This is a genomic window from Candidatus Halobonum tyrrellensis G22 (assembly GCF_000495475.1).
GTDB lineage: Archaea > Halobacteriota > Halobacteria > Halobacteriales > Haloferacaceae > Halobonum > Halobonum tyrrellense.
In genome coordinates this window covers 46,938-69,127 of sequence record NZ_ASGZ01000013.1, presented here as the reverse complement: position 1 = coordinate 69,127, position 22,190 = coordinate 46,938, and the positions used below count along the sequence as shown (strand labels likewise).

At 70.2% G+C, this 22,190-nt stretch carries 22 protein-coding genes; 15 read left to right on the top strand and 7 right to left on the bottom strand.

The window, feature by feature from the left end:
* Window positions 1-64 precede the first annotated feature (64 nt).
* Window positions 65-694 (top strand): FAD-dependent oxidoreductase, encoded by a 630-nt coding sequence (locus K933_RS04605; RefSeq protein ID WP_023393524.1) that lies wholly within the window; start codon window positions 65-67, stop codon window positions 692-694.
* Window positions 695-709: 15 nt separating this feature from the next.
* Here the strand turns inward: K933_RS04605 and K933_RS04600 are convergent, their stop codons facing one another.
* Window positions 710-2,056 (bottom strand): alkaline phosphatase family protein, encoded by a 1,347-nt coding sequence (locus tag K933_RS04600; RefSeq protein WP_023393523.1) that lies wholly within the window; start codon window positions 2,054-2,056, stop codon window positions 710-712.
* A gap of 90 nt (window positions 2,057-2,146) precedes the next feature.
* Here K933_RS04600 and K933_RS04595 point away from each other — a divergent pair, with 90 nt between their 5' ends.
* Window positions 2,147-3,496 (top strand): MFS transporter, encoded by a 1,350-nt coding sequence (locus K933_RS04595; protein ID WP_023393522.1) that lies wholly within the window; start codon window positions 2,147-2,149, stop codon window positions 3,494-3,496.
* A 90-nt stretch (window positions 3,497-3,586) separates the two neighbouring features.
* Complete coding sequence (locus K933_RS04590; RefSeq protein WP_023393521.1) at window positions 3,587-3,898, top strand: DUF7536 family protein; 312 nt, start codon at window positions 3,587-3,589, stop codon at window positions 3,896-3,898.
* 25 nt (window positions 3,899-3,923) lie between these two features.
* Here the strand turns inward: K933_RS04590 and K933_RS04585 are convergent, their stop codons facing one another.
* From K933_RS04585 to K933_RS04570, 4 genes are all read right to left on the bottom strand, one after another.
* Window positions 3,924-5,162 carry a potassium channel family protein gene (locus K933_RS04585; RefSeq protein ID WP_023393520.1) on the bottom strand — a complete coding sequence of 413 codons (1,239 nt, stop codon included), beginning with the start codon at window positions 5,160-5,162 and terminating at the stop codon, window positions 3,924-3,926.
* Between the two features lie 112 nt (window positions 5,163-5,274).
* On the bottom strand, window positions 5,275-5,802 hold the full coding sequence (locus K933_RS04580) for a PaaI family thioesterase (RefSeq protein WP_023393519.1): 528 nt from the start codon (window positions 5,800-5,802) through the stop codon (window positions 5,275-5,277).
* 43 nt (window positions 5,803-5,845) lie between these two features.
* Window positions 5,846-6,529, bottom strand: coding sequence for a DUF502 domain-containing protein (locus K933_RS04575; RefSeq protein WP_023393518.1), 684 nt, complete (start codon window positions 6,527-6,529; stop codon window positions 5,846-5,848).
* An 84-nt stretch (window positions 6,530-6,613) separates the two neighbouring features.
* Window positions 6,614-7,453, bottom strand: a complete 840-nt coding sequence (locus tag K933_RS04570) for a proline dehydrogenase family protein (RefSeq protein ID WP_023393517.1) — start codon at window positions 7,451-7,453, stop codon at window positions 6,614-6,616.
* A gap of 270 nt (window positions 7,454-7,723) precedes the next feature.
* Here K933_RS04570 and K933_RS04565 point away from each other — a divergent pair, with 270 nt between their 5' ends.
* The 4 genes from K933_RS04565 to K933_RS04550 all read left to right on the top strand — a co-directional run bounded on the left by K933_RS04565 (window position 7,724) and on the right by K933_RS04550 (window position 10,453).
* Window positions 7,724-8,278 carry a CDP-2,3-bis-(O-geranylgeranyl)-sn-glycerol synthase gene (locus K933_RS04565; RefSeq protein ID WP_023393516.1) on the top strand — a complete coding sequence of 185 codons (555 nt, stop codon included), beginning with the start codon at window positions 7,724-7,726 and terminating at the stop codon, window positions 8,276-8,278.
* Window positions 8,279-8,411: 133 nt separating this feature from the next.
* Window positions 8,412-8,894 (top strand): hypothetical protein, encoded by a 483-nt coding sequence (locus tag K933_RS04560; protein WP_049947598.1) that lies wholly within the window; start codon window positions 8,412-8,414, stop codon window positions 8,892-8,894.
* Between the two features lie 52 nt (window positions 8,895-8,946).
* The gene (gene pyrE, locus K933_RS04555) at window positions 8,947-9,546 is read left to right on the top strand and encodes an orotate phosphoribosyltransferase (protein WP_023393514.1); all 600 of its coding nucleotides are present in this window, start codon (window positions 8,947-8,949) and stop codon (window positions 9,544-9,546) included.
* A gap of 193 nt (window positions 9,547-9,739) precedes the next feature.
* Entirely contained in the window at window positions 9,740-10,453 is a 714-nt protein-coding gene (locus K933_RS04550) for a phosphoribosyltransferase family protein (RefSeq protein ID WP_023393513.1), read from the top strand.
* Window positions 10,454-10,495: 42 nt separating this feature from the next.
* Here the strand turns inward: K933_RS04550 and K933_RS04545 are convergent, their stop codons facing one another.
* Window positions 10,496-11,917 (bottom strand): aryl-sulfate sulfotransferase, encoded by a 1,422-nt coding sequence (locus tag K933_RS04545; protein WP_023393512.1) that lies wholly within the window; start codon window positions 11,915-11,917, stop codon window positions 10,496-10,498.
* A 97-nt stretch (window positions 11,918-12,014) separates the two neighbouring features.
* Window positions 12,015-13,427: an NCS2 family permease gene (locus K933_RS04540; protein WP_023393511.1), complete on the bottom strand. Its 1,413-nt coding sequence runs from the start codon at window positions 13,425-13,427 to the stop codon at window positions 12,015-12,017.
* Between the two features lie 389 nt (window positions 13,428-13,816).
* On the opposite strand from K933_RS04540, the gene ahaH reads away from it, so the two are divergent.
* The 8 genes from ahaH to K933_RS04495 all read left to right on the top strand — a co-directional run bounded on the left by ahaH (window position 13,817) and on the right by K933_RS04495 (window position 22,139).
* Window positions 13,817-14,149 (top strand): ATP synthase archaeal subunit H, encoded by a 333-nt coding sequence (gene ahaH / locus K933_RS04530; protein ID WP_023393509.1) that lies wholly within the window; start codon window positions 13,817-13,819, stop codon window positions 14,147-14,149.
* Window positions 14,150-14,153: 4 nt separating this feature from the next.
* On the top strand, window positions 14,154-16,391 hold the full coding sequence (locus tag K933_RS04525; RefSeq protein ID WP_023393508.1) for a V-type ATP synthase subunit I: 2,238 nt from the start codon (window positions 14,154-14,156) through the stop codon (window positions 16,389-16,391).
* Window positions 16,392-16,678: 287 nt separating this feature from the next.
* A complete protein-coding gene (locus K933_RS04520; RefSeq protein ID WP_049947596.1) occupies window positions 16,679-16,939 on the top strand; it encodes an ATP synthase subunit K in 261 nt (86 codons plus the stop codon).
* A 21-nt stretch (window positions 16,940-16,960) separates the two neighbouring features.
* Window positions 16,961-17,545, top strand: a complete 585-nt coding sequence (locus K933_RS04515) for a V-type ATP synthase subunit E (RefSeq protein WP_023393506.1) — start codon at window positions 16,961-16,963, stop codon at window positions 17,543-17,545.
* Entirely contained in the window at window positions 17,538-18,590 is a 1,053-nt protein-coding gene (locus K933_RS04510) for a V-type ATP synthase subunit C (protein WP_049947595.1), read from the top strand. The genes K933_RS04515 and K933_RS04510 overlap by 8 nt, the downstream gene beginning before the upstream one ends.
* Window positions 18,587-18,937: a V-type ATP synthase subunit F gene (locus K933_RS04505; RefSeq protein WP_023393504.1), complete on the top strand. Its 351-nt coding sequence runs from the start codon at window positions 18,587-18,589 to the stop codon at window positions 18,935-18,937. The genes K933_RS04510 and K933_RS04505 overlap by 4 nt, the downstream gene beginning before the upstream one ends.
* Complete coding sequence (locus K933_RS04500) at window positions 18,934-20,697, top strand: ATP synthase subunit A (protein ID WP_023393503.1); 1,764 nt, start codon at window positions 18,934-18,936, stop codon at window positions 20,695-20,697. The genes K933_RS04505 and K933_RS04500 overlap by 4 nt, the downstream gene beginning before the upstream one ends.
* A 5-nt stretch (window positions 20,698-20,702) precedes the next feature.
* Window positions 20,703-22,139 carry a V-type ATP synthase subunit B gene (locus K933_RS04495; RefSeq protein ID WP_023393502.1) on the top strand — a complete coding sequence of 479 codons (1,437 nt, stop codon included), beginning with the start codon at window positions 20,703-20,705 and terminating at the stop codon, window positions 22,137-22,139.
* The last annotated feature ends 51 nt before the right edge of the window (window positions 22,140-22,190 follow it).

Genomic DNA, 22,190 nt, shown 5'->3' with positions numbered 1-22,190 from the left:
GACCTGCCGGGGACGCCGCGGCGCGTTCCGACAGTTTCGGGTGGCCCGCGCGACAACGCCCGGTATGGACGCTACGATCGCCGTTCGCTCCGTGTCGACGGTCGGTTCCGACACCGTCGCGGTCACCTTCGAGTCGCCCCCCGGGTTCGACGCGCGGCCGGGCCAGTTCGTCCGCCTGTCGGCGTCCGTCGACGGCGAGGAGCACGCGCGCTTCTACACGGTGTCGTCGCCGGACACCGACGGGACGTTCGAGACCACCGTGGGTCTCGACGGCGGCGAGTTCTCGGCGTACCTCGCCGACCTGACGGCGGGCGACGAACTCGACCTGTCGGGACCGTTCGGCGAGGAGTACTACGAGGGGGAACCCCGTGCGGTCGTCCTCGCGGGCGGGGCGGGCGTCGGGCCGGCGGTCGCCATCGCGGAGGCCGCCCTCGACGCGGGCAACGAGGCGGCGGTCGTCTACCGCGACGACACCCCCGCCCACCGGGAGCGACTCGACGCCCTCCGCGACCGCGGCGCGTCGGTGGTCGTCACCGACGGCGACGTCGCGGCCGGCGCGGCCGACGCGGTCACCGGCCGCGAGGGCGAACGGGCGTTCGTCTACGGGTTCGCGTCGTTCGTCGAGGAGGCGACCGCGGCGCTGTCGGAGGCGGGCTACCCGGTCGAGGAGGCGAAAGTCGAGAGCTTCGGCTGAACGCGAGTCGACCGCTCAGACCAGCGACGCGCCGTCGAACTCGGCGCGCGCGTAGTCGATGTCCATCAGGTCGAGGATGGTGGGCGCGATGTCGAACAGGTCGGCGTCGGCGATGGTGGCCTCGGGGTCGTCGACGTACAGCGTCGCGTTCGAGAAGCTGTGCATCCCGTTGCGCGGGCCGTGCGAGAACACGCCGTCGTCGTGCGCCTTGAACTTCGCCTTCAGGTCGAACCCGTGGTTCGGGATCATCACGAGGTCGGGCGCGATGTCGTCGTGGTCGCCGCGGAACGCCTCCTCCTTCTCGACGACGCGCTGTGCGACCTTCTCCCCGTCGGGGCCCTCCAACTGTTCGAGCGCCGCCTTGAGTTCGTCGCGGGTCGACTCGTACTCCGACTCGGGGACGCTCCCGCGGGGCTCGCGCCCCTCGAGGTTGACGTAAAAGCGCCCCGGGATCAGCGAGTACGCCGTCGTCTCGTCGGCGATGTCGTCGAGTTCCTCGTGGTCGTCGTCCTCGAAGGTGAGCCACCCCTCCTGTTCGAGCCAGCGGTTCATCTCCACCTCGTAGTCCTCGTAGGTGAACCCGTGGTCGGAGGCGACGACGAGCGTCACGTCGTCGTCGAGTTGGCTCCGGAGGCGGCCGACGTACTCGTCGACCTTCTTGTAGAACGCCATGAACTCGTCGTAGTACTCGCCCTCCTGGTGGTAGTCCTTGTACAGGAAGTGGTTCACCCGGTCGGTCGTCATGAAGACGCCGAAGAACAGGTCCCAGTCGTCCTGCTCGAAGTAGTGGCTGAACGCCTCGTAGCGCGCGTCGAGCGTCTTGTTGGCGTTCTCGATGAACTCCGACTTGTCGTCTTTGTGCCCGAGCTTCGCGTTCGTGTCGATCCGGTAGTCGATCGACTTGAGGTACTCGCGGAGCTCGTCGGGCTGGGCCGCCTTGTCGATGTCCGGCGAGAGGAACCCCGACACCATCCGCTGGACGTTCCGCTGGGGCGGGAACGTCACGGGGACGTTCATCACCGACGCGTCGAGTCCCTCCTCGACCACGCGGTCCCACACGCGCGTCGCCTGCACGTCCCGCCCCATCGGGACGTAGGTGTCGTACGAGCCGACTTCGCGGTCCTGGAAGCCGTACACTCCGGTCTCGCCGGGGTTGACGCCCGTCGTGAGCGCCGGCCAGCAGGCGGACGACTCCGGCGGGACGATCGAGTCGATCGCCCCGCTGGTACCCTCCGAGTCGATGGCGGCGAAGTTGGGGAACTCGTCCGGATGCTCAGAGAGCAGCGAGTAGGGGACGCCGTCGATGCCGAGGAACGCGACGCGCGGGTTGTCGTCTCCGCGCAGCCGATCGAACAATCCCATGACCGGGGCTACTGAGGCGACGGGTAAAGTGTTTCAGGTTCTATGCCGGCCCCGGTGGGCTTTAGCCGGCTGCTACCCAGGTGAACGACGATGGGAGACCCCCCGGCCGACGCGACCGACTCGGAGCCGGACCCGCTCGGGACGTTCCGCGGCTTCCTCGCGCTGTCGGGCGACGTGCTGGTGCTGTCGGTCGCCATGTTCGCGTTCAGCCTCGGTTTCCAGATGACCGGCCGGTACATGCCCGTCTACCTCGACGCCCTCGGTGCGAGTTCGGTGGTGGTCGGGCTCTACCGAACGGTCGGCGACCTCATCGGGGCGGTGTACCCCTACCCCGGCGGGGCGCTCTCCGACCGGATCGGCTCGCGGACCGCGCTCACCGCGTTCGGGCTCGCCTCCACGGTCGGCTTCCTCGTCTGGTGGGCCGCGGGCGACCTCGCGTCGGTCGCGGTCGGTCCCACCTCCCTGGCCGTGGTCCTCCTCTTTTTCGGACTGTTTCTCTCGCAGGCGTGGAAGTCGTTCGGGCTGGGCGCGACGTTCGCGGTGGTCAAACAGAGCGTCCCCCCCTCGCGGCTCGCCGCCGGGTTCGCCAGCACCGAGACGTTCCGCCGGACCGCGTTCCTCCTCGGGCCGCTGCTCGCGGCGGGCGTGCTCGCCGCCTACGCGTTCGAGTCGGGGTTCCGAGTGCTGCTTCTCGTCGCGGCGGGGTTCGGCCTGCTCGCGACCGTCGCCCAACACGTCCTCTACGACGCGAGCGAGGACAGCCTCGGGACGTCGTTCGAGGGACTCGACTCCGTGCGCGCGGACCTGCGCGCGCTCCCCGACCCGCTCCGGCCCCTGCTGGTGGGGGACACGCTCGTCCGGTTCGCAAACGGGATGGTGTACGCGTTCTTCTCGCTCGTCGTCGTCAACGAGTTCGGCGTCGGCGTCACGCTCCCCGTCGTCGGTCGGCTCCCGCCGGCGGCGTTCTTCGGCGTCCTCCTCGCCGTCGAGATGGCCGTCGCCCTGCTGACGATGGTGCCCGTCGCGCGTCTCGCCGAGCGGGTCGGTCTCAAGCCGGTCGTCGCGCTCGGGTTCGCGGTGTACGCGGCGTTCCCGGTCGTCCTCATCACCGCGCCGCGCGACCCGGTGTCGCTCGCGCCCGTCGGCGAGGTGTCGGCGGCCGCCGTCCTCGTCGTGCTGTTCGCGTTCTCGGGGCTGCGGTTCGCGGGCCTGCCCGCCCACAAGGCGCTGATCGTCGGTCCCGCCGAGTCGGGCGCCGGCGGCCGCGTCACGGGGTCGTACTACCTCGTCCGGAACGTGGTCGTCATCCCGAGCGGCCTCGTCGGCGGCTACCTCTACGACGTCTCGCCGACGGCCGCGTTCACCCTCGCCACCGTCGTCGGTCTCGTCGGGACCGTCTACTTCCTCGCGCGCGGCGAGGAGTTCGAGGCGTACGCCTGAGCGGTCGAGTCCGCCGACCCCCGCCGCCCGGACGCGGCCGGGACGGTCGCGTCCCGACGAGGCTATGGGCGACCACGCGTAACCCCGACCGTGAGCCGGGATACCCAACGCCCCGACCGCCCGCCGGGCGGCGGCCTGCTCTCGGCGCTGTCGGTCCGCCGGAACGCCGCGGTCGGTCTCGCCGTCGGCCTGTCGCTCGCGGTCGGCGTCTACGCGGTCCGCGTGTTCGAACTGCTCGGCCCGTTCGTCGGCAGCCGCGAGTACCCGGTGTTCGGCGCGGAGGGGTACTTCCTCCTGCTGGCGTTCGTCCTCGCCACCTCGACGGCGCTCCTGGTGGCGACGCTGCTCACGGTCGTCTCGGCGGTCCGGCTCGCCCGGTCGACCGCCCGAGAGCCGCGGTGAGCGGGACCGGGAGTCGCCCGGCCCGTCACTCGTCGAACGACAGCGGGTCGCCCGCGAGCTCCGACAGCCGCTCGGCGCCCGCGCGGGTCCCCTTCGCGATCAGCACGTCGGCCGCCCGCAGCGGCGTCTCCGGCCCCGGCGAGACCACCCACTCGCCATCCCGGTCGTCGCCGGCCGGCCGGCGGACCGCGATGACGCGCATCCCCGTCTCGTCGGTCACGCGGCGTTCGCCGACCGTCCCGCCCGCGAGCGCCGAGTCGGGCGCGACCGACAGCCGGACGATCACCTCGTCGGACTCCTCGACGGCCTCCGCGAGCACCGGGTGGGCGGTCAGCCCGCGGAGGACGGCCTCGCTGATCTCCAGGGCCGCGTCGCTGATCACCTCCGTCGCCGACGCGAGGTGGACCAGCCCCCGTAGCTGGACGGGGTCGTCGATGCGCGCGGCCGCCCGGAGCGTCCACGCCTCGAACCGCGACTCCAGTTGGTCGACCTCCGCCTCCAACTCCGCCACCTCCTCGGCGACGCCGCGGCTGTCGAACAGCAGCGCGCCGTACGCCAGGTCGACCGCGAGTTCGCTCATGTTCTTCATCGTGACGATGGAGTCGACCGCGCGTTCGAGGTCGTCGACCGTCGCGGGCGCCGCCGCCGGCGGCTCGTACGCCCCGCCGGTCGCCGTCTCGTACACCTCGCGGAGGTCCGCCTCGAACCCGCGGAGGATCAGCGCGTCGCCCGCCCGGAGCGTCGTCTCCCGCCCGGGGTTCGTGACCCACGACGCCTTCCCGGTCGCCTGGTCCCGGCGGACCGCGATGACGCGTACGCCCGTCTCCGTCTCCATGTTCACCTCGCCGAGCGTCCGCCCGGCGTACGGCGAGTCGTCCGCGACGGTCGCACGCACCACCGTCTCCACCGCCTCGGGGAGCGCCGCCCGCATCGCGTCGGGCAAGCCCACCTCCTCTAACACCACCTTCGCGATGTCGCCCGCGGCGTTCGACACCTTCTCGGACGCCTCGATGACGCCGAGGACGGGGGCGAGTTCCTCGGCGTCCTCGGGCGAGCGCGCCGCCATGAGCACGCTCATCCGCCCCTGCAACTGGAGCACGTCCATCCGGCGTTCGAGCGTCAACACCTCCGCCGCGAGGTCGTCGCTGCCGTGGAGCACCGCCGAGTACGCCAGGTCGATCAGCAGCTCCGCGGTGTCCTTCATCTCCGAGAGCACCGCCTTCACGCTCACCGGTTCGTACTCGACGCGCTCCCCGCGGTACATGCCGGGTGGGTTCGCGCGGCGCCCGCATAAGGGTTCCTCGGTCGCCCGCGTCGCCCGGTCCGTCACCCCGACCGACCGTCCCGCGGCACCGCGACGGGAGCCGCCGTCCCGGCTACTCCCGGGTCGCGTCGCGGAACAGCCGGTAGGAGGTCCGCCCGACCGCGACGGCCTTCTCCTCGCCGTCGGGGTCGACGCTGGTGACCATCGTGTCGGTGTAGCCCATCGACCGGCCCGCCCGGAGCACCTCCGCCTCCACGCGGAGGTCGCTGGTCGCCGGCCGGAGGTACGTCACGTTGAGGTCGGTCGTCGCGAGCGACCCGGTCGTGGGGTCGTCGAACGTCGACCGGAGCGCGAACCCCGAGGCGGTGTCGACGAGCGTCGCCGCGATGCCGCCGTGGATCGAGCCGACGGGCGAGCCGGGGTTGACGAGTTTCTCGTCGTACGGCACCGACATCACGACCCGCCCGCGGTCGAGCTCCTCCACCGCGAGGTTCAGCCAGGAGAGGAAGCCGTGGCTCTCGATGAACGACTGGAGCAGGTCGACGTGGTCGGCGTCGAGTTCGGGGAACGGGTCGTCGGGGTCGTCGGTCGCGGGTCCGTCCGGCGTTCCGGGGCCGCCGGGACCGTCGGGGTCGTCCATACCGGACCGGCGGCCGGCGCGCACTTGACGGTTCTGACGGGCGTCAGTCGTCGTCCGAGTCGGCGTTGGCTCCGGAGTCCGTCTTCGACGGCGACTTGCCGAGGTCCTCGACGGGGATGTCGGTCACGTCCCGCCCGCTCGGGCTGTCGCCCTCACCGAACCCCGCCGACAGCACGCGCGTGAGCGCCTCCTCGACGCCCTCGTCGGTCTCGATCACGTCGTCCGGTTTCACCTCGATGACGAACCCCGAGGTGATGTTGGGCGCGGTCGGCATGAACAGGACCTCCCGGCCGTCGTCGGTGGTCTGGCCCGTCTTGAACGCGGTGAGCCGCATCCCGTTCCACGGCGTGATCTTCACCGGCTTCTGGAGGTCGTCGGTGCCGCTGAGTGCGGTCTCGACCGCGAGCTTCGAGGCGTTGTAGATGACCCGCAGTCCCGGCACGCGGTTGATCAGGTCGTCGAGCATCCCCTCGGCGAGCCGTCCGGCGGTGGTACGCATCAGGTAGCCCGCCGAGAACACGATGAGCACGAACACGACCAGCGCGATCATCACCTCCGCGAAGTCGTAGAAGGGGGCGACGTTCGCGGGGGGGTCCTCCGGGCCGATCGTGGGGATGAACGGGAGTTGTGCGAGCGCGTCGTACAGCCACGTCGCGACGAAGATGATGACGAGGATCGGCGTGACGACGATGAGCCCGCTCGCGAAGTCGCGCTTCCACGATGACATTCGGTTCTCACCTCCTCCTGTGCGGCCGGGCCATATCAGCCCTTCCACATCGGTTCCGCACGGGTTGACCCGTCGGTCGGCCGCTCACACGCCCGCGGCGGCACGGAGCGCGAACGTCAGGTTCTCGCGGCGCTCGCGCACCCGCCGGTAGAAGTACGACAGCCACTTCCCGCCGTAGGGTGCGTACTGCCACACCTCGTACCCCTCGCGGGCGAGTCGTCGCTGGGCCTCCCCGCGGACGCCCATCAGCATCTGCACCTCGAACTCGCTTTCGTGTTGGTCGTGGAGTTCCTTGGCGTACGAGATCATCTTCGGGTCGTGGCTCCCCACCGCGATACCGGCGTCGCGCTCCTTGAACAGGAACTCCAGGTCCTCGCGGTACGCCTCGTTCACGTCCGTCTTGTCGGTGTACGCCACCGCCTCCCCCTCGTCGTACGCCCCCTTGACGAGCCGTATCTTCCCGGGCACGTCCGCCAGCCGGTCGAGGTCCGAGCGCGTCCGCCGGAGGTTGGCCTGGACGCACTGGCCGACGCCGCCGTCGTGTTCGCGCGCCAACTCCTCGAACGCGTCGAGCGTCACGTCGGTGGTGTCGGCGTCCTCCATGTCACACCAGACGAACACGCCGTGTTCGTCGCCCGCCTCGACGACCCGGCGGAAGTTGTCGACGAACGTCGCGTCGCTCACGTCGAGTCCGAGTTGGGAGGGTTTGACCGAGACGCACGCGTCGAGGTCCGTCCCGCCGATGTCGGCGACCAGTCGCTCGTACACCTCGGTGTCGGCCGCGGCGTCCGCGGCGTCGTGGTAGTGCTCGCCGAGCAGGTTCAGGATGACTTTCACGCCCTCCTCGTTCGTCTCGCGGGTGTGTTCGAACGCCGCCGCCGGCGTCTCCCCTGCGACGAACCGGCTAGCGATGGGGGGAATCACGTCCGTCCCTTGCGATCCCCCGTCTCTTGAGTGTCGCGGTCGGGGTACCCCACCCACCCCCGTTCGGTGTCGCCGCGCTCACGCCCAGCCCGTGCCCCCGTCTCCATCGCTCTCCGCCGGCCTGCCGACCCGCGCCCGACCCGTCCCCTGTCCCGCCCCACTCACGCCCGACGGGCCGAGCCGTCCCCCGTCTCCGCCGCGTCCCGTCGAATACGGGCCGGGGCGGCCGCGGACCACGGGGTTAATCACGGGTCCGGTGCAGGCGAGGACATGGCCGGACTCGGAACGCTCGAACTCGTCGCGGGGGCGCTGTGGGCGATGCTGCCCGCGTACGTGCCGAACAACGCGGCGGTGCTCGCGGGGGGCGGCCGCCCCATCGACGGCGGGCGGACGCTCAACGGGCGGCGCCTGCTCGGCGACGGCAAGACGTGGCGCGGCACGGCCGTCGGCACCGCCGTCGGGGTCGTCCTCGCGCTCGCGCTCGACGCCGTCGCGCCCGCCGCCGGCGACGCGGTCGGGTTCGACCTCCCGGGGTTCCCGCTCGCGGCCGCCGTCGGGTTGGCGTTCGGCGCGATGTGCGGCGACGTGGCGGCGTCGTTCCTCAAGCGACGGACGGGCCGCGAGCGCGGCGCGGCGTTCCCCGTGCTCGACCAACTCGACTTCGTGGTCGGCGCGCTCGCGCTCGCGGCGCTGTTCGCCCCCGCGTGGTTCGGCGCGACGTTCTCGCTCGCGCGGGTCGCGGTCGTGGTCGTCGTCACCCCGCTGCTCCACGTCGGGACGAACGCCGTCGCCTACTGGCTCGGGCTGAAGGACGAACCCTGGTAGCGGGGGGTCCCGCGGAGCCGAACGACGCGACGCGGTCGGGATCGAGCCGCAGGGGTCGGCCCTCTCGCTCCTCAGACCCAGATTTGATACCCGGGACGACGCGCTTTAGCGGGCACGCCCCTCCCGTCGGGACGTGACGATGGGGGGGCCGACGGACGACGAGGCGACGCTGAGCCTCCGCGAGCGGGTGCGCGTGGCGCTCCCACATATCGCGATGGCGAGCATGCTCCTCACCACACTCTGCGTCGCCGGTATCGCGGGCACCGTCGCGACCGGCATCGGCGGTCCGGTCCCGCCCGAGGGGCTGGTCGCCTCCGTCCAGAGCGACGGCAACGACGTCGCGGTGGTCGTCGAACACCCAAACGGCTCGCTGCCGGCAGCCGACCGCGTGTTCGTCGTCGACGGCGACGGCGCGCGCGTGCCGTGGAACGACACCCGGAGCGCGCCGGGCGTCGCGCGCATCACCGGGCGGGGGACGGCGCTCGGCTGTCCGCGCCAGGGGAGCACCTACCGGGTCGTCTTCGAGGGGCGGACGGGGACGGAGACGGTGCTGACCCACGAGGTGACCCAGCCCATCCCCGCGAGCGCGGTCCAGCGGTGTGAGGCGTCCGAGTGAGCGCGGCGTCGGAACCGGTGGTTTTTCGCTCCGCGACCCCGCCGCTTCGGTGATGACGAACCCGGACGACGCGGACGAGGCGGGCGGCAGCGGCGACGCCGACGGCGGGAGCGCGGACGGCCGGGGCGGCGACGCCGCCCTGGTCGCGGCGCTCCGCGACGCCGAGGCGGTGCTGTTCGGCGAGTTCGAACTCTCCCACGGCGGCACGAGCGAGTACTACGTCGACAAGTACCGCTTCGAGACCGACCCTCGCTGCCTGGAACTCATCGCGGCGGCGTTCGCCGACCGGGTCGGCGACGCGAAACTCGCGGGCGTCGCCCTCGGGGCGGTCCCGCTGGTCGCGGCGACCGCTGTGGAGACCGGGCGGCCGTACGTCATCGCGCGCAAAGCGGCGAAGGAGTACGGCACCGGAAACCGAATCGAGGGGGAGTTGACCGACGGCGAGGCGGTGGTGGTGTTGGAGGACATCGCCACCACGGGCCAGTCCGCGGTCGACGCCGTCGAGGCACTCCGCGAGGCGGGTGCGGTCGTCGACCGGGTGTTGGTCGTCGTCGACCGCGAGGAGGGCGCCCGCGAACTGCTCGCCGACCACGGCGTCGAGTTGGAGGCGCTGCTCACCGCCTCCGACCTGCTGGCCGACGCCGACCGGTAGGGGACACGTCGCGCGGGCGGTCCCGCCGATCACCTCGGCCCCCTCGCTCTCGCCACTGTCACGGCCACCCTCGCGTTCCCTCGCCCTCGCTGCCGTCACCGCCCTCCCCGCACCGACACCCACGTACCTGTCTAGTTCGTGCGGACGGTCGTATCGAAGTGTTCATACTCGCGCGACCGTGAGGATCCGGGAAATGAACCGGGCCGAGAAGGCCGCCCTCCAGTTGCGGGCGGTCGCGGTGTTGCGGACGCTCAAGGAGACGCGGACGTACGACGAACTCGCGGCGCTGACCGGACTCCCGGCGGGCGACCTGAACCGCTACGTCAACGGGCACGTCCTGCCGGGCGCCGAGCGGGCGAACGAGGTGGTCGGCGGCGTCGGCCGCGAGACGCTGGCGGCCGAGCTCGAAGCCCGCGTCGCGTTCGACGACGAGGGGTACGTCGACAACTCCGGCGTCGTCTTCGACCAGCCGTTCCTCGACCTGGTCGCGCCCGTCGCCGCCGAGTCGCTGGGGTTCGAGACGCCCGACGTGGTGTTGACGGCGGCGACGGACGGCATCACGCTCGGGGCGGCGATGGCGAGCCACTTCGACGCCCGCGTGGCGTACGCCAAGAAGTCGAAGGAGACGGCCGTCGAGGAGTTCATCGAGTCGCGCCAGCGGCTGGCGTCGGGGATCGAACTCACCTACTACCTGCCCGCGGGCGCCGTCGACGCGGGCGAGCGGGTGCTCGTCGTCGACGACCTGATCCGGTCGGGCGAGACGCAGGAACTCCTCCTCGACATCGCCGCTCAGGCCGACGCCGAGGTGGTCGGCGTGTTCGCGCTCATCGCCGCCGGCGTCGAGGGGATCGACCGCGCGCGCGAACTCACCGACGCGCCGGTCGGCGCGCTCGCGTCGTTCGAGTAAGCCCGTGCCGTCCGAGCGGTCGGACCCGCCCGGGTCGACCGCTCACCGGGTCGTCCGGACCCGCCGACCCGCCCGGCGGAGCGCGCCGACCACCCGGTCGCGCGCGGCCACGAGTTCGGCCGCCCCCCAGCAGAGACCGACGAGCAGCGCGCACGCCAGCCCCGCGAACGCCCAACTCCCCATCCACACCGGGCGGATCCACGGGACGACGTGCGACCACTGGACCGCGAACCCGGCGGCGGCGGTGTCGAGCGGCGTGCCCGCGAACACCTCTTGGACCGCCGCGGGGAACGTGAGGCCGTCGCCGGTGCCGGGCGTGAGACCCGCGCTCCCCGACAGCTCGTAGCTCCCCGAGGCGTTCAGGTCGGCCATCGTCGGGCCGTTCGACCCGCCGCCGTGGGCGACCCGTTCGGCCTCGTACGGTCCCCACGTCGCGTAGTACTCCCACACGATCTCGCCGCGCGGGGTGACCTCGATCACCCGGTGGTTGAGCGAATCGGTGATCAGCGTGTTGCCGTTGGGGAGGCGGTCGGCGTCGCGCGGCCACGACAGCCCGCCGCCGACGCCCACCTCCCAGACCTCGGTCCACTCGCCGTCGCGGAGCGCGTACTCGACGACGCGGTCGTTCTCGGAGTCGGCGACCAGTATCGTGGGGTCGCCCGACTCCGACACCAGCCAGTCGGGGTTGTGCTGCTCGTAGAGCACGTCGTAGTTCCCGTCGCTCCCGAGGCGTTCGGTGATCTCCCCGGTCGAGCGGTCGACGACGATCACCTGGTCGAAGTTGCGCGGCGAGACGAGGTAGCGGCCCTCGGCGATCCGGTCGACGTCGTTGACGTGGCTCCAGTCCTCCGCGTAGCCGCCGTCGGTCGACGCGGGGTAGTGGTTGCGGAAGTACCACTCCCACTCCACCTCGTCGGTCGTGCGGTTGTAGACGAACAGGCGGTCGTCGCTCCGGCCGGCCGACTCGTTCCAGTTGCGCATGTTGGCGACGAGCAGGTTCCCGTTGGGGAGCATGTCGACGTCGTGGGTGTCGCGGATGTCGAACTGCTGTTCCCACACTCGTTCGCGCGTCTCGGGGTTCAACTCGAAGACGACGGTGCCGAGCGGGGTGGTCGAGACGACGAGCAGGTTGCCGTTCGAGAGCGGGTCGACGTCGTAGAACCACGTCGCGCCCCGCTTGGTGCCGTCGAGCTCCCAGAGGGTCGACCCCCGCGGTCCGACGCCGACGAGACCCGCGGGCTTCTTGGTCGAGCCTTGCCCCTCGAAGTGGAACCCCTGTATCGAGACGACGGTCGTCCCGTTGGCCGGGTCGGTGACCGCCCCGGCCTGGCGGCCGACCGACGCCGCGGTGTCGCCCCGGTCGGGACCGACCGCCTGTACGGCGGCGGGCGCGACCAGGCCGAGCACGCAGATGAGCGCGAGCGTGCGCGCGGCCCACCGACCGGACTGGGAGGTGAGCGCCATCGTCCGCTCCGGGGGGAGCGGTCGGTGAAACTCTTGCGCTTCGACGCGGCGCGGCCGGTCCAGACTCGGCGGACGGGACGCCGACGGGTCGCCCGGCTCAGACGTTCGCCGCGAGGAAGCCGCCGGTCCGGACGACGAAGTAGACGACGAACGCGGCCGCGAGCGCCCAGTGGCCCGGCCGGGTCTCGTCGGCGCGGCCGGCGGCGAGTTTCACCACCGGGTACGAGACGATGCCCGCCGCGATGCCGTACGAGATGGAGTAGGTGAACGGCATCACGAGCACCGTCAGCCCGGCGGGGATGGCGGCGGTGAGGTCGTCCCACGCCACCTCGACGACGTTCCGGAGCATCACGACCCCGATGACGACCAGCGCGATGTGGGAGGCGTACTGCGGGATCCACGCCGCCAGCGGGACGAACGCGAGCGAGACGAGGAACAGCAGCCCCACCACGAGCGCGGTCAGGCCGGTCCGGCCGCCCTCCTCGACGCCGGTCGCCGACTCGACGTACGTCGTCACCGTCGACGTGCCGAGCATCCCGCCGACCGTCGTCCCGACGGCGTCGGCCATCAGCGGCCGGTCGATGTCGGGGAGGTTCCCCTCCTCGTCGAGGAAGCCCGCGGCCTGCGAGACGCCCGTGAGCGTGCCCGCGGTGTCGAAGAAGTCGACGAAGAAGAACGTGAACACCACCAGCGCGAACGTGAACGCGTCGACCCCTTCGAAGCCGGCGACGAACGCCCCGACCAGCGGCGAGATGTCGTACGTCGCGCCCGCCGAGAGGTCCCCCGTGAGACCGGCGCTCGGGGCGACGACCCCGGACGCGGTGAGCGCGTACCCCGCCGCCGACGTGAGCAGGATACCGAGGATGATCGCGCCCCGGACGCCGCGGGCGTACAGCATGAACGTGAAGAACAGCCCGAGCACCGAGAGGATCGCCACCGGGTCCGACGCCACCGCCCCGAGCGTGACCAGCGTCGAGGGGTCGTCGACGACGATGCCCATCGCCTCCAGTCCGATGATCGCGAGGAACAGGCCGATACCGGTACCGACCGCGAACTTGACGGGTTCGGGGAACGCGCGGATGATGTACTCGCGGGCGCCGACGGCGGTCAGGAGGACGAAGACGACCCCCTCGACCACGACGGCGGCGAGGGCGGTCCGCCACGGGACGCCCAGCGCGCCGACGACGGTGAACGCGAAGAAGGCGTTGAGTCCGAGACCGGGCGCCTGCCCGAACGGCCGGTCGGCGTACACCGCCATCACGAGCGTCGCCACCGCGGCCGACAGCAGCGTCACCACCGCGACCATCTGGACCGTCTCCGCGTACGAGTAGTTGCCAAGGATGATCCCGGGTTTCGGGCCGCCCTCCGCGCCCTCGGGTAGCCCGACGAGGATGCTCGGGTTGACCACGACGATGTAGCTCATCGTGAGGAACGTGGTGATGCCGGCCCTGATCTCGGTCGAGACGTCGGTGTCGCGGTCGGCGAGCGCGAAGGTGTCCCTGAGCGCCATACGGCACGCATGTGTATTCGTCTCTTAAGGGTTCGGTCTTCGGACGGCAGTCTTGCGTATGGGTGGTGATAGTACCCCGCAGAGGGCGGATCGAACCCCTGATATATGCACGTTCGTGCTAACCCGATGCGACCCGCGTGTCCGCGACGGCGCGCGGCGGCCCGTGACAGCCCGCGCGGTGGCCCGCGACGACGCGTCCGGCGCGGCCGAGCGCTCGGACCGGAACGGGTGGGAACTTGGTCGTCCGGCCGGCGGTGTGCGCCTCCGCGCGGCCGACCGGCGAGCGGAGCGTGACCCCCGGCAGGTCGCGGCCGCCCGGCGGTTCGTGGCCGCCGCCTTCCGCAAACACCTTATACGCAGGTGGCACAACCCACGAACGACGAACACCTATGCCGAGACCCGAAGTTCTCGAACGCGTCAAGGAGGCCGAAGCCGAGGCGAAAGAGATCGTCGCCGCGGCGGAGGCCGACCGCGAGGAGCGCATCTCGGAGGCCCGCTCGGAGGCCGACGAGATCGTCGCCGAAGCGGAGCGCGAAGCCGACGAGATGGAGGAACAACGGCTGGAACAGGCTCGCGAGGAGATCGAGCGGGAGCGCGAGCAGATCATCGCGGACGGCCACACCGAGCGGGCCGAACTCGCGGACGAGGCGCACGAGCACACCGACGAGGCGGTCGAGCTCGCGTTGACGCGGTTCGAGGAGGCGGTACATGCTCAGACCTGAGCGAATGAGCAAGGTCTCGGTGACGGGATCGAAGCGGGTGATGGACGAGGTCATCGGGACGGTGTACGACCTCCACCAGCTCCACGTCACCGACTACGACGACTCGTGGGCGGGGTTCGACCCCGGCCAGCCCGCCGAGGGCGCCGAGGACGCCGCGGACAAGCTGGTGACGGTCCGGTCGATCCAGTCGATCCTCGGCATCGAAGACGCCGCCGACGAGGAGGGCCAGCCGTGGGTCGTCACCGACGAGGCGCTCGACGAGGAACTCGACGAGGTCCGCGACCGGGTGAACCGGCTCGACGACCGGCGCGACGAGCTCCGCGACCGGCTGCGCGAGGTCGAAGAGCGCGCCGACGCGGTCGCGCCGTTCGCCGACCTCGGGGTCGACCTCGACCTGCTGCAGGGGTACGACACGCTCGCGGTCGCCGTCGGCGAGGGTGACCGCGACGAGGTGGAACGCGCGCTCGTCGACGCCGAGGAGGTCGTCAACTACGAACTGCTCTCGGGCGACGACGTGCTCGGCGTGTTCGCGTACCTCGAAACGGATGCCGACGCCGACGCGCTCTCGGACGTGCTCGTCGGCGTGGAGTTCACCACCTACGAGGTGCCGACGGTCGAGGGGTCGCGGGTCAGCCCCGAGGACCACCTCCAGGAGATAGAGGCGGAACGCCAGCGGATCGAGTCGGACCTCGACGACGTCGAGGACGAACTCGAGACGGTCCGGATGGACACCGCGAAGTTCCTGCTCGCGGTCGAAGAGCGACTCACCATCGAGGTCCAGCGGGCGGAGGCGCCGCTCTCCTTCGCGACGACGGAGAACGCGTTCGTCGCCGAGGGGTGGATCCCGACCGAGCGCTACACCGAGTTCGCGTCGGCCATCCAGGACGCGGTCGGCTCGCACGTCGAAGTCGAGGAGCTAGAGCGGGCCGCGTTCGGCTCCGACGGCGCGGTCCAACTCCGCGAGGACGTCCCGCCGTCGACCGCCGAGGCGTCGTCCGACCGCGAGGAGCAGCCGGACGAGGAGGAGGAGGAGCCACAGCGGGCGGTCGCCGACGGCTCGGGCGGGCCGGTCGTGATGCGGAACGACGACCCGCCGGTGGTTCAGGACAACCCCGGGCTGGTTCGGCCGTTCGAGGTGTTGGTGCGCGCGGTCGGTCGGCCGAAGTACTCCGAGTTCGACCCGAGCATCGTCCTGTTCTTGACGTTCCCGCTGTTCTTCGGGTTCATGATCGGCGACCTCGGCTACGGGCTGTTGTACACGCTCATCGGGGCGTTCCTCTACAGCAACTTCGACTCGGACGCGTTCAAGAGCATGGGCGGGGTCACCGTCTTCGCCGGCCTGTTCACGATGCTGTTCGGCGTGCTCTACGGCGAGGTGTTCGGACTCCACCTGGTCGCCACCTACTTCTGGGAGGGAGCGCTCGGGATGAGCCCGCCGATCCACAAGGGGCTCCAGCCGTACTACTCGGACTGGGCGACCGCGTGGCTCGTCCTCAGCATCGTCGCCAGCGTCGTCCACCTCGACGTGGGCTACGTGTTCAGCTTCGCCGAGAACTACGAGTTCCACGGCCTGAAGGACGCGATGCTCGAGAGCGGCTCGTGGCTGCTGATGCTCAACGGCTTCTGGGTGTTCGTGCTCAGCGGCTTCCTCGGCGGCTCGAAACCGGCGTTCATCTTCAGCGTCTTCGACGGCCAACCGATCGCGCTCGGCTTCGACGGCTTCTCGGTGCTCGTCGGCCAGCTCGGGTTCGGCGCGTTCCTCCTCGGACTGGTGCTGATCTGGATGTCGGGCGAGTGGGGCGAGGCCATCGAGGCGCTGTTCCTCCAGGTGTTCGTCAACGGCCTGTCGTACACCCGGCTGGCGGCGGTGCTGCTCGCGAAGGCGGGGATGGCGTTCGTCGTCAACCTCCTGTTCTTCGGCGTGTACGTCACCGGCGAGGGGTCGGAGGCCGAGTGGCACTTCGCGCTCTCGGAGATGCCCGAAGTCGGCGCGATGCACCACGGCCACGAGGTGACCGAGATCATGTTCGGCGGCCTGGTCCACGGCGGCGCGGCCGCCGTCGTCGGCGGCATCCTGATCCTGCTGTTCGGGCACCTGATCGTGCTCGTCCTGGGGGTCACGTCCGCCGGCCTGCAGGCCGTGCGTCTGGAGTACTACGAGTTCTTCTCGAAGTTCTTCGACGGCGGCGGCGCCGAGTACGAACCGCTCGGCTACGAACGCGAACACACCACCTCGGAGTAGTCCGTCCGGGGTCGACGGGTCGCGGGTCGGCGCCGACCCGCGACCCGACGCGACGGTTCTCTCTCGCCGATCGGTTCCCGTTCTCCGCTCGACCGCGTCACGTTCGTCGGAGCACCCGCGTCAGCCTCCCGACCGATTCCGCGATACTTTTAAGCGCAGGCGTCGAACGCAGTGCGTCTCGTTCCGCCCGTACGCGGCCGCGTCGGTCGATTTCTTTGGGAAGCTTTATGCCTTCCGTCGGCCCAACCACGGACTGTCCGAAGACTGCCAATCGGTCACTCCAACCCATGCTTGAGCTAACCACGGAACTGGGTAACGTCGTACTGCAAGATACCACCACGGGCGGTCCCGCGCTCACGAAGAACGCCATGGCGGCGCTCGCGGTCGGTCTCGCGGCACTCGCCGCCGGGTACGCGGAGCGCGGCATCGGGTCGGCCGCGATCGGCGCGGTCGCCGAGGACAACGACCTGTTCGTGCAGGGGCTGATCTTCACGGTCCTGCCCGAGACGCTCGTCATTCTCGCGCTGGTCACGTTCTTCCTGGGGTAACTCCACCCCGCTCTTTTCACCATGAGTTTGGATACTGTCGTCGAAGACATTCGGGACGAGGCCCGCGCGCGTGCGGAGGAAATCAGGGAAGAGGGCGAAGCGCGCGCGGACGAGATCGTCGCCGAGGCGCGAACGGAGGCCGAGCGGATCCGCGACGAGCGCCAGGAGACGGTCGAGAGACAGATCGAACAGGAGCGCGAGCAGACCGTCTCGAGCGCGACGCTCGAGGCGAAACAGGACCGGCTTGAAGCCCGCCGGGACGTCCTCGAGGAGGTCCGCGAGGCGGTCGAGACGGAGGTGGCGAACCTGGAGGGCGACCGCCGCGAGTCGCTGACGCGGTCGCTGCTCGACTCGGCGGCCGAGGAGTTCCGGACGGTCGAGTCGGTGTCGGTGTACGGCCGCGCGTCCGACGAGGCGCTGTTGACGCGCGTGCTCGCCGACTACGAGGGCTGGTCGTACGCCGGCGAACACGACTGTTTCGGCGGCGTCGTCGTCGAGAGCGAGGAGTCGCGCGTCCGGGTGAACAACACGTTCGACTCGGTGCTCGACGAGGTGTGGGAGGACAACCTGAAGCAACTGAGCGACGTACTGTTCGCCGATGAGTAGTCGCGCCGGTAGCTCGAATCCGGAGTACGTGAACGCGCGCGTCCGGTCGCGTCGAGGCGCGCTGTTCGACGACGACGACTACCGGAAGATGCTCCGGATGGGGCCCGCCGAGATCGCGCGCTACCTCGAGGAGTCGCCGGCGTACGAGGAGGAGATCAACGCGCTCGGCTCGCGGTTCTCGGGGGTCGACCTCATCGAGTACGCGCTCAACCGGAGCCTCGCGGACGACTTCAACGACATCCTCGACTGGTGTCAGGGCCGGCTGTACGACCTGGTCGCCCGCTACCTCCGGCAGTTCGACGCGTGGAACGTCAAGACGGTGCTGCGGGGGCTGTACGCCGACGCCGACCGCGAGACGGTCGACGTCGACCTGATCCGCGCCGGCGAGTTCGACGAGCGCCGCCTCACCAGACTGCTCGACGCGGCGACGATCGAGGACGTCGTCGAGGTGCTCTCGGATACGATCTTCGGCGACCCGCTCGAAGCGGCGTACGAGGAGTACGAGGAGACGGGCGTGCTCGTTCCACTGGAGAACGCGGTCGACCGGGCGTACTACGGGCGGCTCTCGACGCAGGACCTCCGCGGGGAGGCGCTCGTCGAGTACCGCGAGTTCCTCGAAGCGGAGATCGACTTCCGGAACGCGATCAACGCGCTCCGGCTCGCCCGGTCGGGCGCGGATATCGACCCGGCGGAGTACTTCATCGACGGCGGCACGCTCTTCTCGGCGGCGGACCTACGGGGGCTCGTGGGGTCGCCCGACGAACTCGCCGACCGGATCCGCGAGAGCCGGTACGGCGAGGAGCTGTCGACGCCGCTGTCGACGCTCGACGAGGGCACGAGCCTGATCGCGTTCGAGCGCGCGATGGAGGCGTCGCTGCTGGAGTACGCCGACTCGCTCGGCCGGATCCACCCCGTGTCGGTGACGCCGGTGGTGTCGTACATCCTCGCCAAGCAGCGCGAGGTGGAGAACATCCGCGCGATCGCCCGCGGCAAGGAGGCGGGGCTGAGCGAGGACGAGATCGAAGACGAACTGGTGATCCTATGAGCCAGGAGATCGCGGTCGTCGGCAGCCCGGAGTTCACGACCGGGTTCCGGCTCGCGGGCGTCCGGAAGGTCGAGTCGGTCCCCGACGACGAGAAGGACGAACGGCTCGACGACGCGGTCGAGCGGACGCTCGACGACGACGACGTCGGCATCGTGGTGATGCGGGACGCCGACCTCGATCACCTCTCCCGGCAGATGCGGCGGACCGCCGAGGGGAGCGTCGAGCCGGTGTTGGTGACGCTCGGCGCCGGCGCCGGCAGCGGCCTACGCGAACAGATCCGACGCGCCATCGGGATCGACCTGATGGGCGACGACGACAACGCGGACGGAGACGAAGCTAACTCATGAGTCAAGCAACACAGACCGAGACCACCGAGGGCACCGGACGCATCGACAGCGTGAGCGGCCCGGTCGTCACGGCCGTCGACCTCGACGCGCGGATGAACGACGTCGTCTACGTGGGCGACGAGGGCCTGATGGGCGAGGTCATCGAGATCGAAGGCGACGTGACCACCATCCAGGTGTACGAGGAGACGTCGGGCCTCGGCCCGGGGGAACCCGTCGAGAACACGGGCGAACCGCTGACGGTCGACCTGGGGCCCGGGATGCTCGACGCCATCTACGACGGCGTCCAGCGCCCGCTCGACGTGCTCGAATCCAAGATGGACAGCGCGTTCCTCGACCGCGGGGTCGACGCCCCGGGGATCGACCTCGACGAGAAGTGGGAGTTCTCCCCGACGGTCGAGGCGGGCGACACGGTCGAACCCGCCGACATCGTCGGCACCGTCCCCGAGACGGTCACCATCGAGCACAAGGTGATGGTGCCGCCCGACTTCGAGGGCGGCGTCGTCGAGTCGACGAAGGAGGGGAACTTCACGGTCACCGACCCCGTGGTGACGCTGGAGAACGGCGAGGAGGTCACGATGCGGCAGGAGTGGCCGGTCCGCCAGAAGCGGCCCGCCTCGAACAAGCGCACGCCGCGGACGCCGCTCGTCTCCGGACAGCGCGTCCTCGACGGGCTGTTCCCCATCGCGAAGGGCGGGACCGCCGCCATCCCGGGGCCGTTCGGCTCGGGGAAGACGGTGACCCAACACAGCCTCGCCAAGTTCGCGGACGCCGACATCATCATCTACGTCGGCTGTGGCGAGCGCGGCAACGAGATGACCGAGGTGATCGAGGACTTCCCCGAACTCGAAGACCCCAAGAACGGCAACCCGCTGATGGCGCGTACGTCGCTGATCGCCAACACCTCGAACATGCCCGTGGCGGCACGGGAGTCGTGCGTGTACACCGGGATCACCATCGCGGAGTACTACCGCGACATGGGGTACGACGTGGCGCTGATGGCCGACTCCACCTCGCGGTGGGCGGAGGCGATGCGCGAGATCAGCTCGCGCCTCGAGGAGATGCCCGGCGAGGAGGGGTACCCCGCCTACCTCGCCGCGCGGCTCGCGCAGTTCTACGAGCGGGCGGGCTACTTCGAGAACGTCAACGGCACCGAGGGGTCGGTGTCGGTGATCGGCGCGGTCAGCCCGCCGGGCGGCGACTTCTCGGAGCCGGTCACCCAGAACACGCTGCGGATCGTCAAGACGTTCTGGGCGCTCGACGCTGACCTCGCCGAACGCCGGCACTTCCCGTCGATCAACTGGGACGAGTCGTACTCGCTGTACCGCGACCAGCTCGACCCGTGGTTCAAGGAGAACGTCGCCGAGGACTGGCCCGAGCGGCGCCAGTGGGCGGTCGACACGCTCGACGAGGAGTCCGAACTCCAGGAGATCGTCCAGCTCGTCGGCGAGGACGCGCTGCCCGAAGACCAGCGGCTCGTCCTCGAAGTCGCGCGCTACCTGCGGGAGGGGTACCTCCAGCAGAACGCGTTCAACCCGACCGACATGTACTGCCCGCCCGAGGAGACGTACGCGATCCTCAGGACGATCCAGGTGTACAACGACGAGGCGTTCGACGCGCTCGACGCGGGCGTCCCGATCGAGGACATCACCGACATCGACGCGGCGCCGCGGCTCAACCGCATCGCCACCCAGGAGGACTGGGAGTCGTACGTTGAGGACCTGCGCGAGGAGATCAGAGAGCAGCTCCGCTCGCTCTACTAAACCCCATGAAAGAGTACAAGACGATCACGGAAGTCAGCGGCCCGCTGGTGTACGCGGAAGTCGACGAACCGATCGGCTACGACGAGATGGTCGAGATCGAGACGCCGAGCGGCGACACCAAACGCGGCCAGATCCTCGAAAGCGAGGACGGTCTCGTCGCGATCCAGGTGTTCGAGGGGACGACCGGGATCGACCGCAACGCGTCGGTCCGGTTCCTCGGCGAGACGCTGAAGATGCCCGTCACCGAGGACCTGCTCGGGCGGGTGCTCGACGGCTCGGGCCAGCCGATCGACGGCGGCCCGGAGATCGTGCCCGACGAGCGACAGGACATCGTCGGCGCGGCGATCAACCCCTACTCGCGGGAGTACCCCGAGGAGTTCATCCAGACGGGCGTCTCCGGGATCGACGGGATGAACACGCTCGTGCGCGGCCAGAAGCTCCCCATCTTCTCGTCGTCGGGGCTGCCGCACAACGAACTCGCACTCCAGGTCGCCCGCCAGGCCACCGTGCCCGAGGAGGCGGCCGAGGAGGGCGACGAGGCCAGCGAGTTCGCCGTCATCTTCGGCGCGATGGGGATCACCCAGGAGGAGGCCAACGAGTTCATGGAGGACTTCGAGCGCACCGGTGCCCTAGAGCGCTCGGTCGTGTTCATGAACCTCGCGGACGACCCCGCCGTCGAGCGGACGGTCACGCCGCGGATGGCGCTGACGACCGCCGAGTACCTCGCGTTCGAGAAGGACTACCACGTCCTCGTCATCCTGACGGACATGACGAACTACTGCGAGGCGCTCCGCGAGATCGGCGCCGCCCGCGAGGAGGTTCCGGGTCGCCGGGGCTACCCCGGGTACATGTACACCGACCTGGCGCAGTTGTACGAGCGCGCGGGCCGGATCAAGGGGGAGGAGGGGTCGGTGACGCAGCTCCCGATCCTCACGATGCCCGGCGACGACGAGACCCACCCGATCCCCGACCTGACGGGGTACATCACGGAGGGGCAGATCATGATGGACAACGCGCTCAACTCCAAGGGGATCGAGCCGCCGATCAACGTCTCGGGGAGCCTCTCGCGGCTGATGGACGACGGGATCGGCGAGGGGCTGACCCGCGCCGACCACGCCGACGTGAAAGACCAGCTGTTCGCGGCGTACGCGGAGGGGAAGGACCTCCGCGACCTGGTGAACATCGTCGGCCGCGAGGCGCTGTCGGAACTCGACAACAAGTACCTCGACTTCGCCGACCGGTTCGAAGACGAGTTCGTCGACCAGGGGTTCGACACCGAGCGCTCGATCGACGAGACGATCGAGATCGGCTGGGACCTGCTGTCGATGATCCCGAAGGCGGAGCTCAACCGGATCGACGAGGAGATGATCGAAGAGCACTACCGCGAGGAGACGCCCGCGGCCGACGACGAGGAGTCGGCCGAGGAACTCTCCGCGGACTGAGCCGAGCGTTCGACTCGACCGGGGGAGGTTCGGGGGGCGGGGGCACGGTCG

Coding starts and splice junctions, on each gene's coding strand:
- K933_RS04565 (WP_023393516.1), top strand. CDS start 7,724: ATGGCCGGACTCGGAACGCTCGAACTCGTCGCGGGGGCGCTGTGGGCG.
- K933_RS04575 (WP_023393518.1), bottom strand. CDS start 6,529: ATGTCATCGTGGAAGCGCGACTTCGCGAGCGGGCTCATCGTCGTCACG.
- K933_RS04540 (WP_023393511.1), bottom strand. CDS start 13,427: ATGGCGCTCAGGGACACCTTCGCGCTCGCCGACCGCGACACCGACGTC.
- K933_RS04515 (WP_023393506.1), top strand. CDS start 16,961: ATGAGTTTGGATACTGTCGTCGAAGACATTCGGGACGAGGCCCGCGCG.
- K933_RS04525 (WP_023393508.1), top strand. CDS start 14,154: ATGAGCAAGGTCTCGGTGACGGGATCGAAGCGGGTGATGGACGAGGTC.
- K933_RS04545 (WP_023393512.1), bottom strand. CDS start 11,917: ATGGCGCTCACCTCCCAGTCCGGTCGGTGGGCCGCGCGCACGCTCGCG.
- K933_RS04520 (WP_049947596.1), top strand. CDS start 16,679: ATGCTTGAGCTAACCACGGAACTGGGTAACGTCGTACTGCAAGATACC.
- K933_RS04595 (WP_023393522.1), top strand. CDS start 2,147: ATGGGAGACCCCCCGGCCGACGCGACCGACTCGGAGCCGGACCCGCTC.
- ahaH (WP_023393509.1), top strand. CDS start 13,817: ATGCCGAGACCCGAAGTTCTCGAACGCGTCAAGGAGGCCGAAGCCGAG.
- K933_RS04550 (WP_023393513.1), top strand. CDS start 9,740: ATGAACCGGGCCGAGAAGGCCGCCCTCCAGTTGCGGGCGGTCGCGGTG.
- K933_RS04585 (WP_023393520.1), bottom strand. CDS start 5,162: ATGTACCGCGGGGAGCGCGTCGAGTACGAACCGGTGAGCGTGAAGGCG.
- K933_RS04505 (WP_023393504.1), top strand. CDS start 18,587: ATGAGCCAGGAGATCGCGGTCGTCGGCAGCCCGGAGTTCACGACCGGG.
- pyrE (WP_023393514.1), top strand. CDS start 8,947: ATGACGAACCCGGACGACGCGGACGAGGCGGGCGGCAGCGGCGACGCC.
- K933_RS04580 (WP_023393519.1), bottom strand. CDS start 5,802: ATGGACGACCCCGACGGTCCCGGCGGCCCCGGAACGCCGGACGGACCC.
- K933_RS04605 (WP_023393524.1), top strand. CDS start 65: ATGGACGCTACGATCGCCGTTCGCTCCGTGTCGACGGTCGGTTCCGAC.
- K933_RS04500 (WP_023393503.1), top strand. CDS start 18,934: ATGAGTCAAGCAACACAGACCGAGACCACCGAGGGCACCGGACGCATC.
- K933_RS04495 (WP_023393502.1), top strand. CDS start 20,703: ATGAAAGAGTACAAGACGATCACGGAAGTCAGCGGCCCGCTGGTGTAC.
- K933_RS04510 (WP_049947595.1), top strand. CDS start 17,538: ATGAGTAGTCGCGCCGGTAGCTCGAATCCGGAGTACGTGAACGCGCGC.
- K933_RS04600 (WP_023393523.1), bottom strand. CDS start 2,056: ATGGGATTGTTCGATCGGCTGCGCGGAGACGACAACCCGCGCGTCGCG.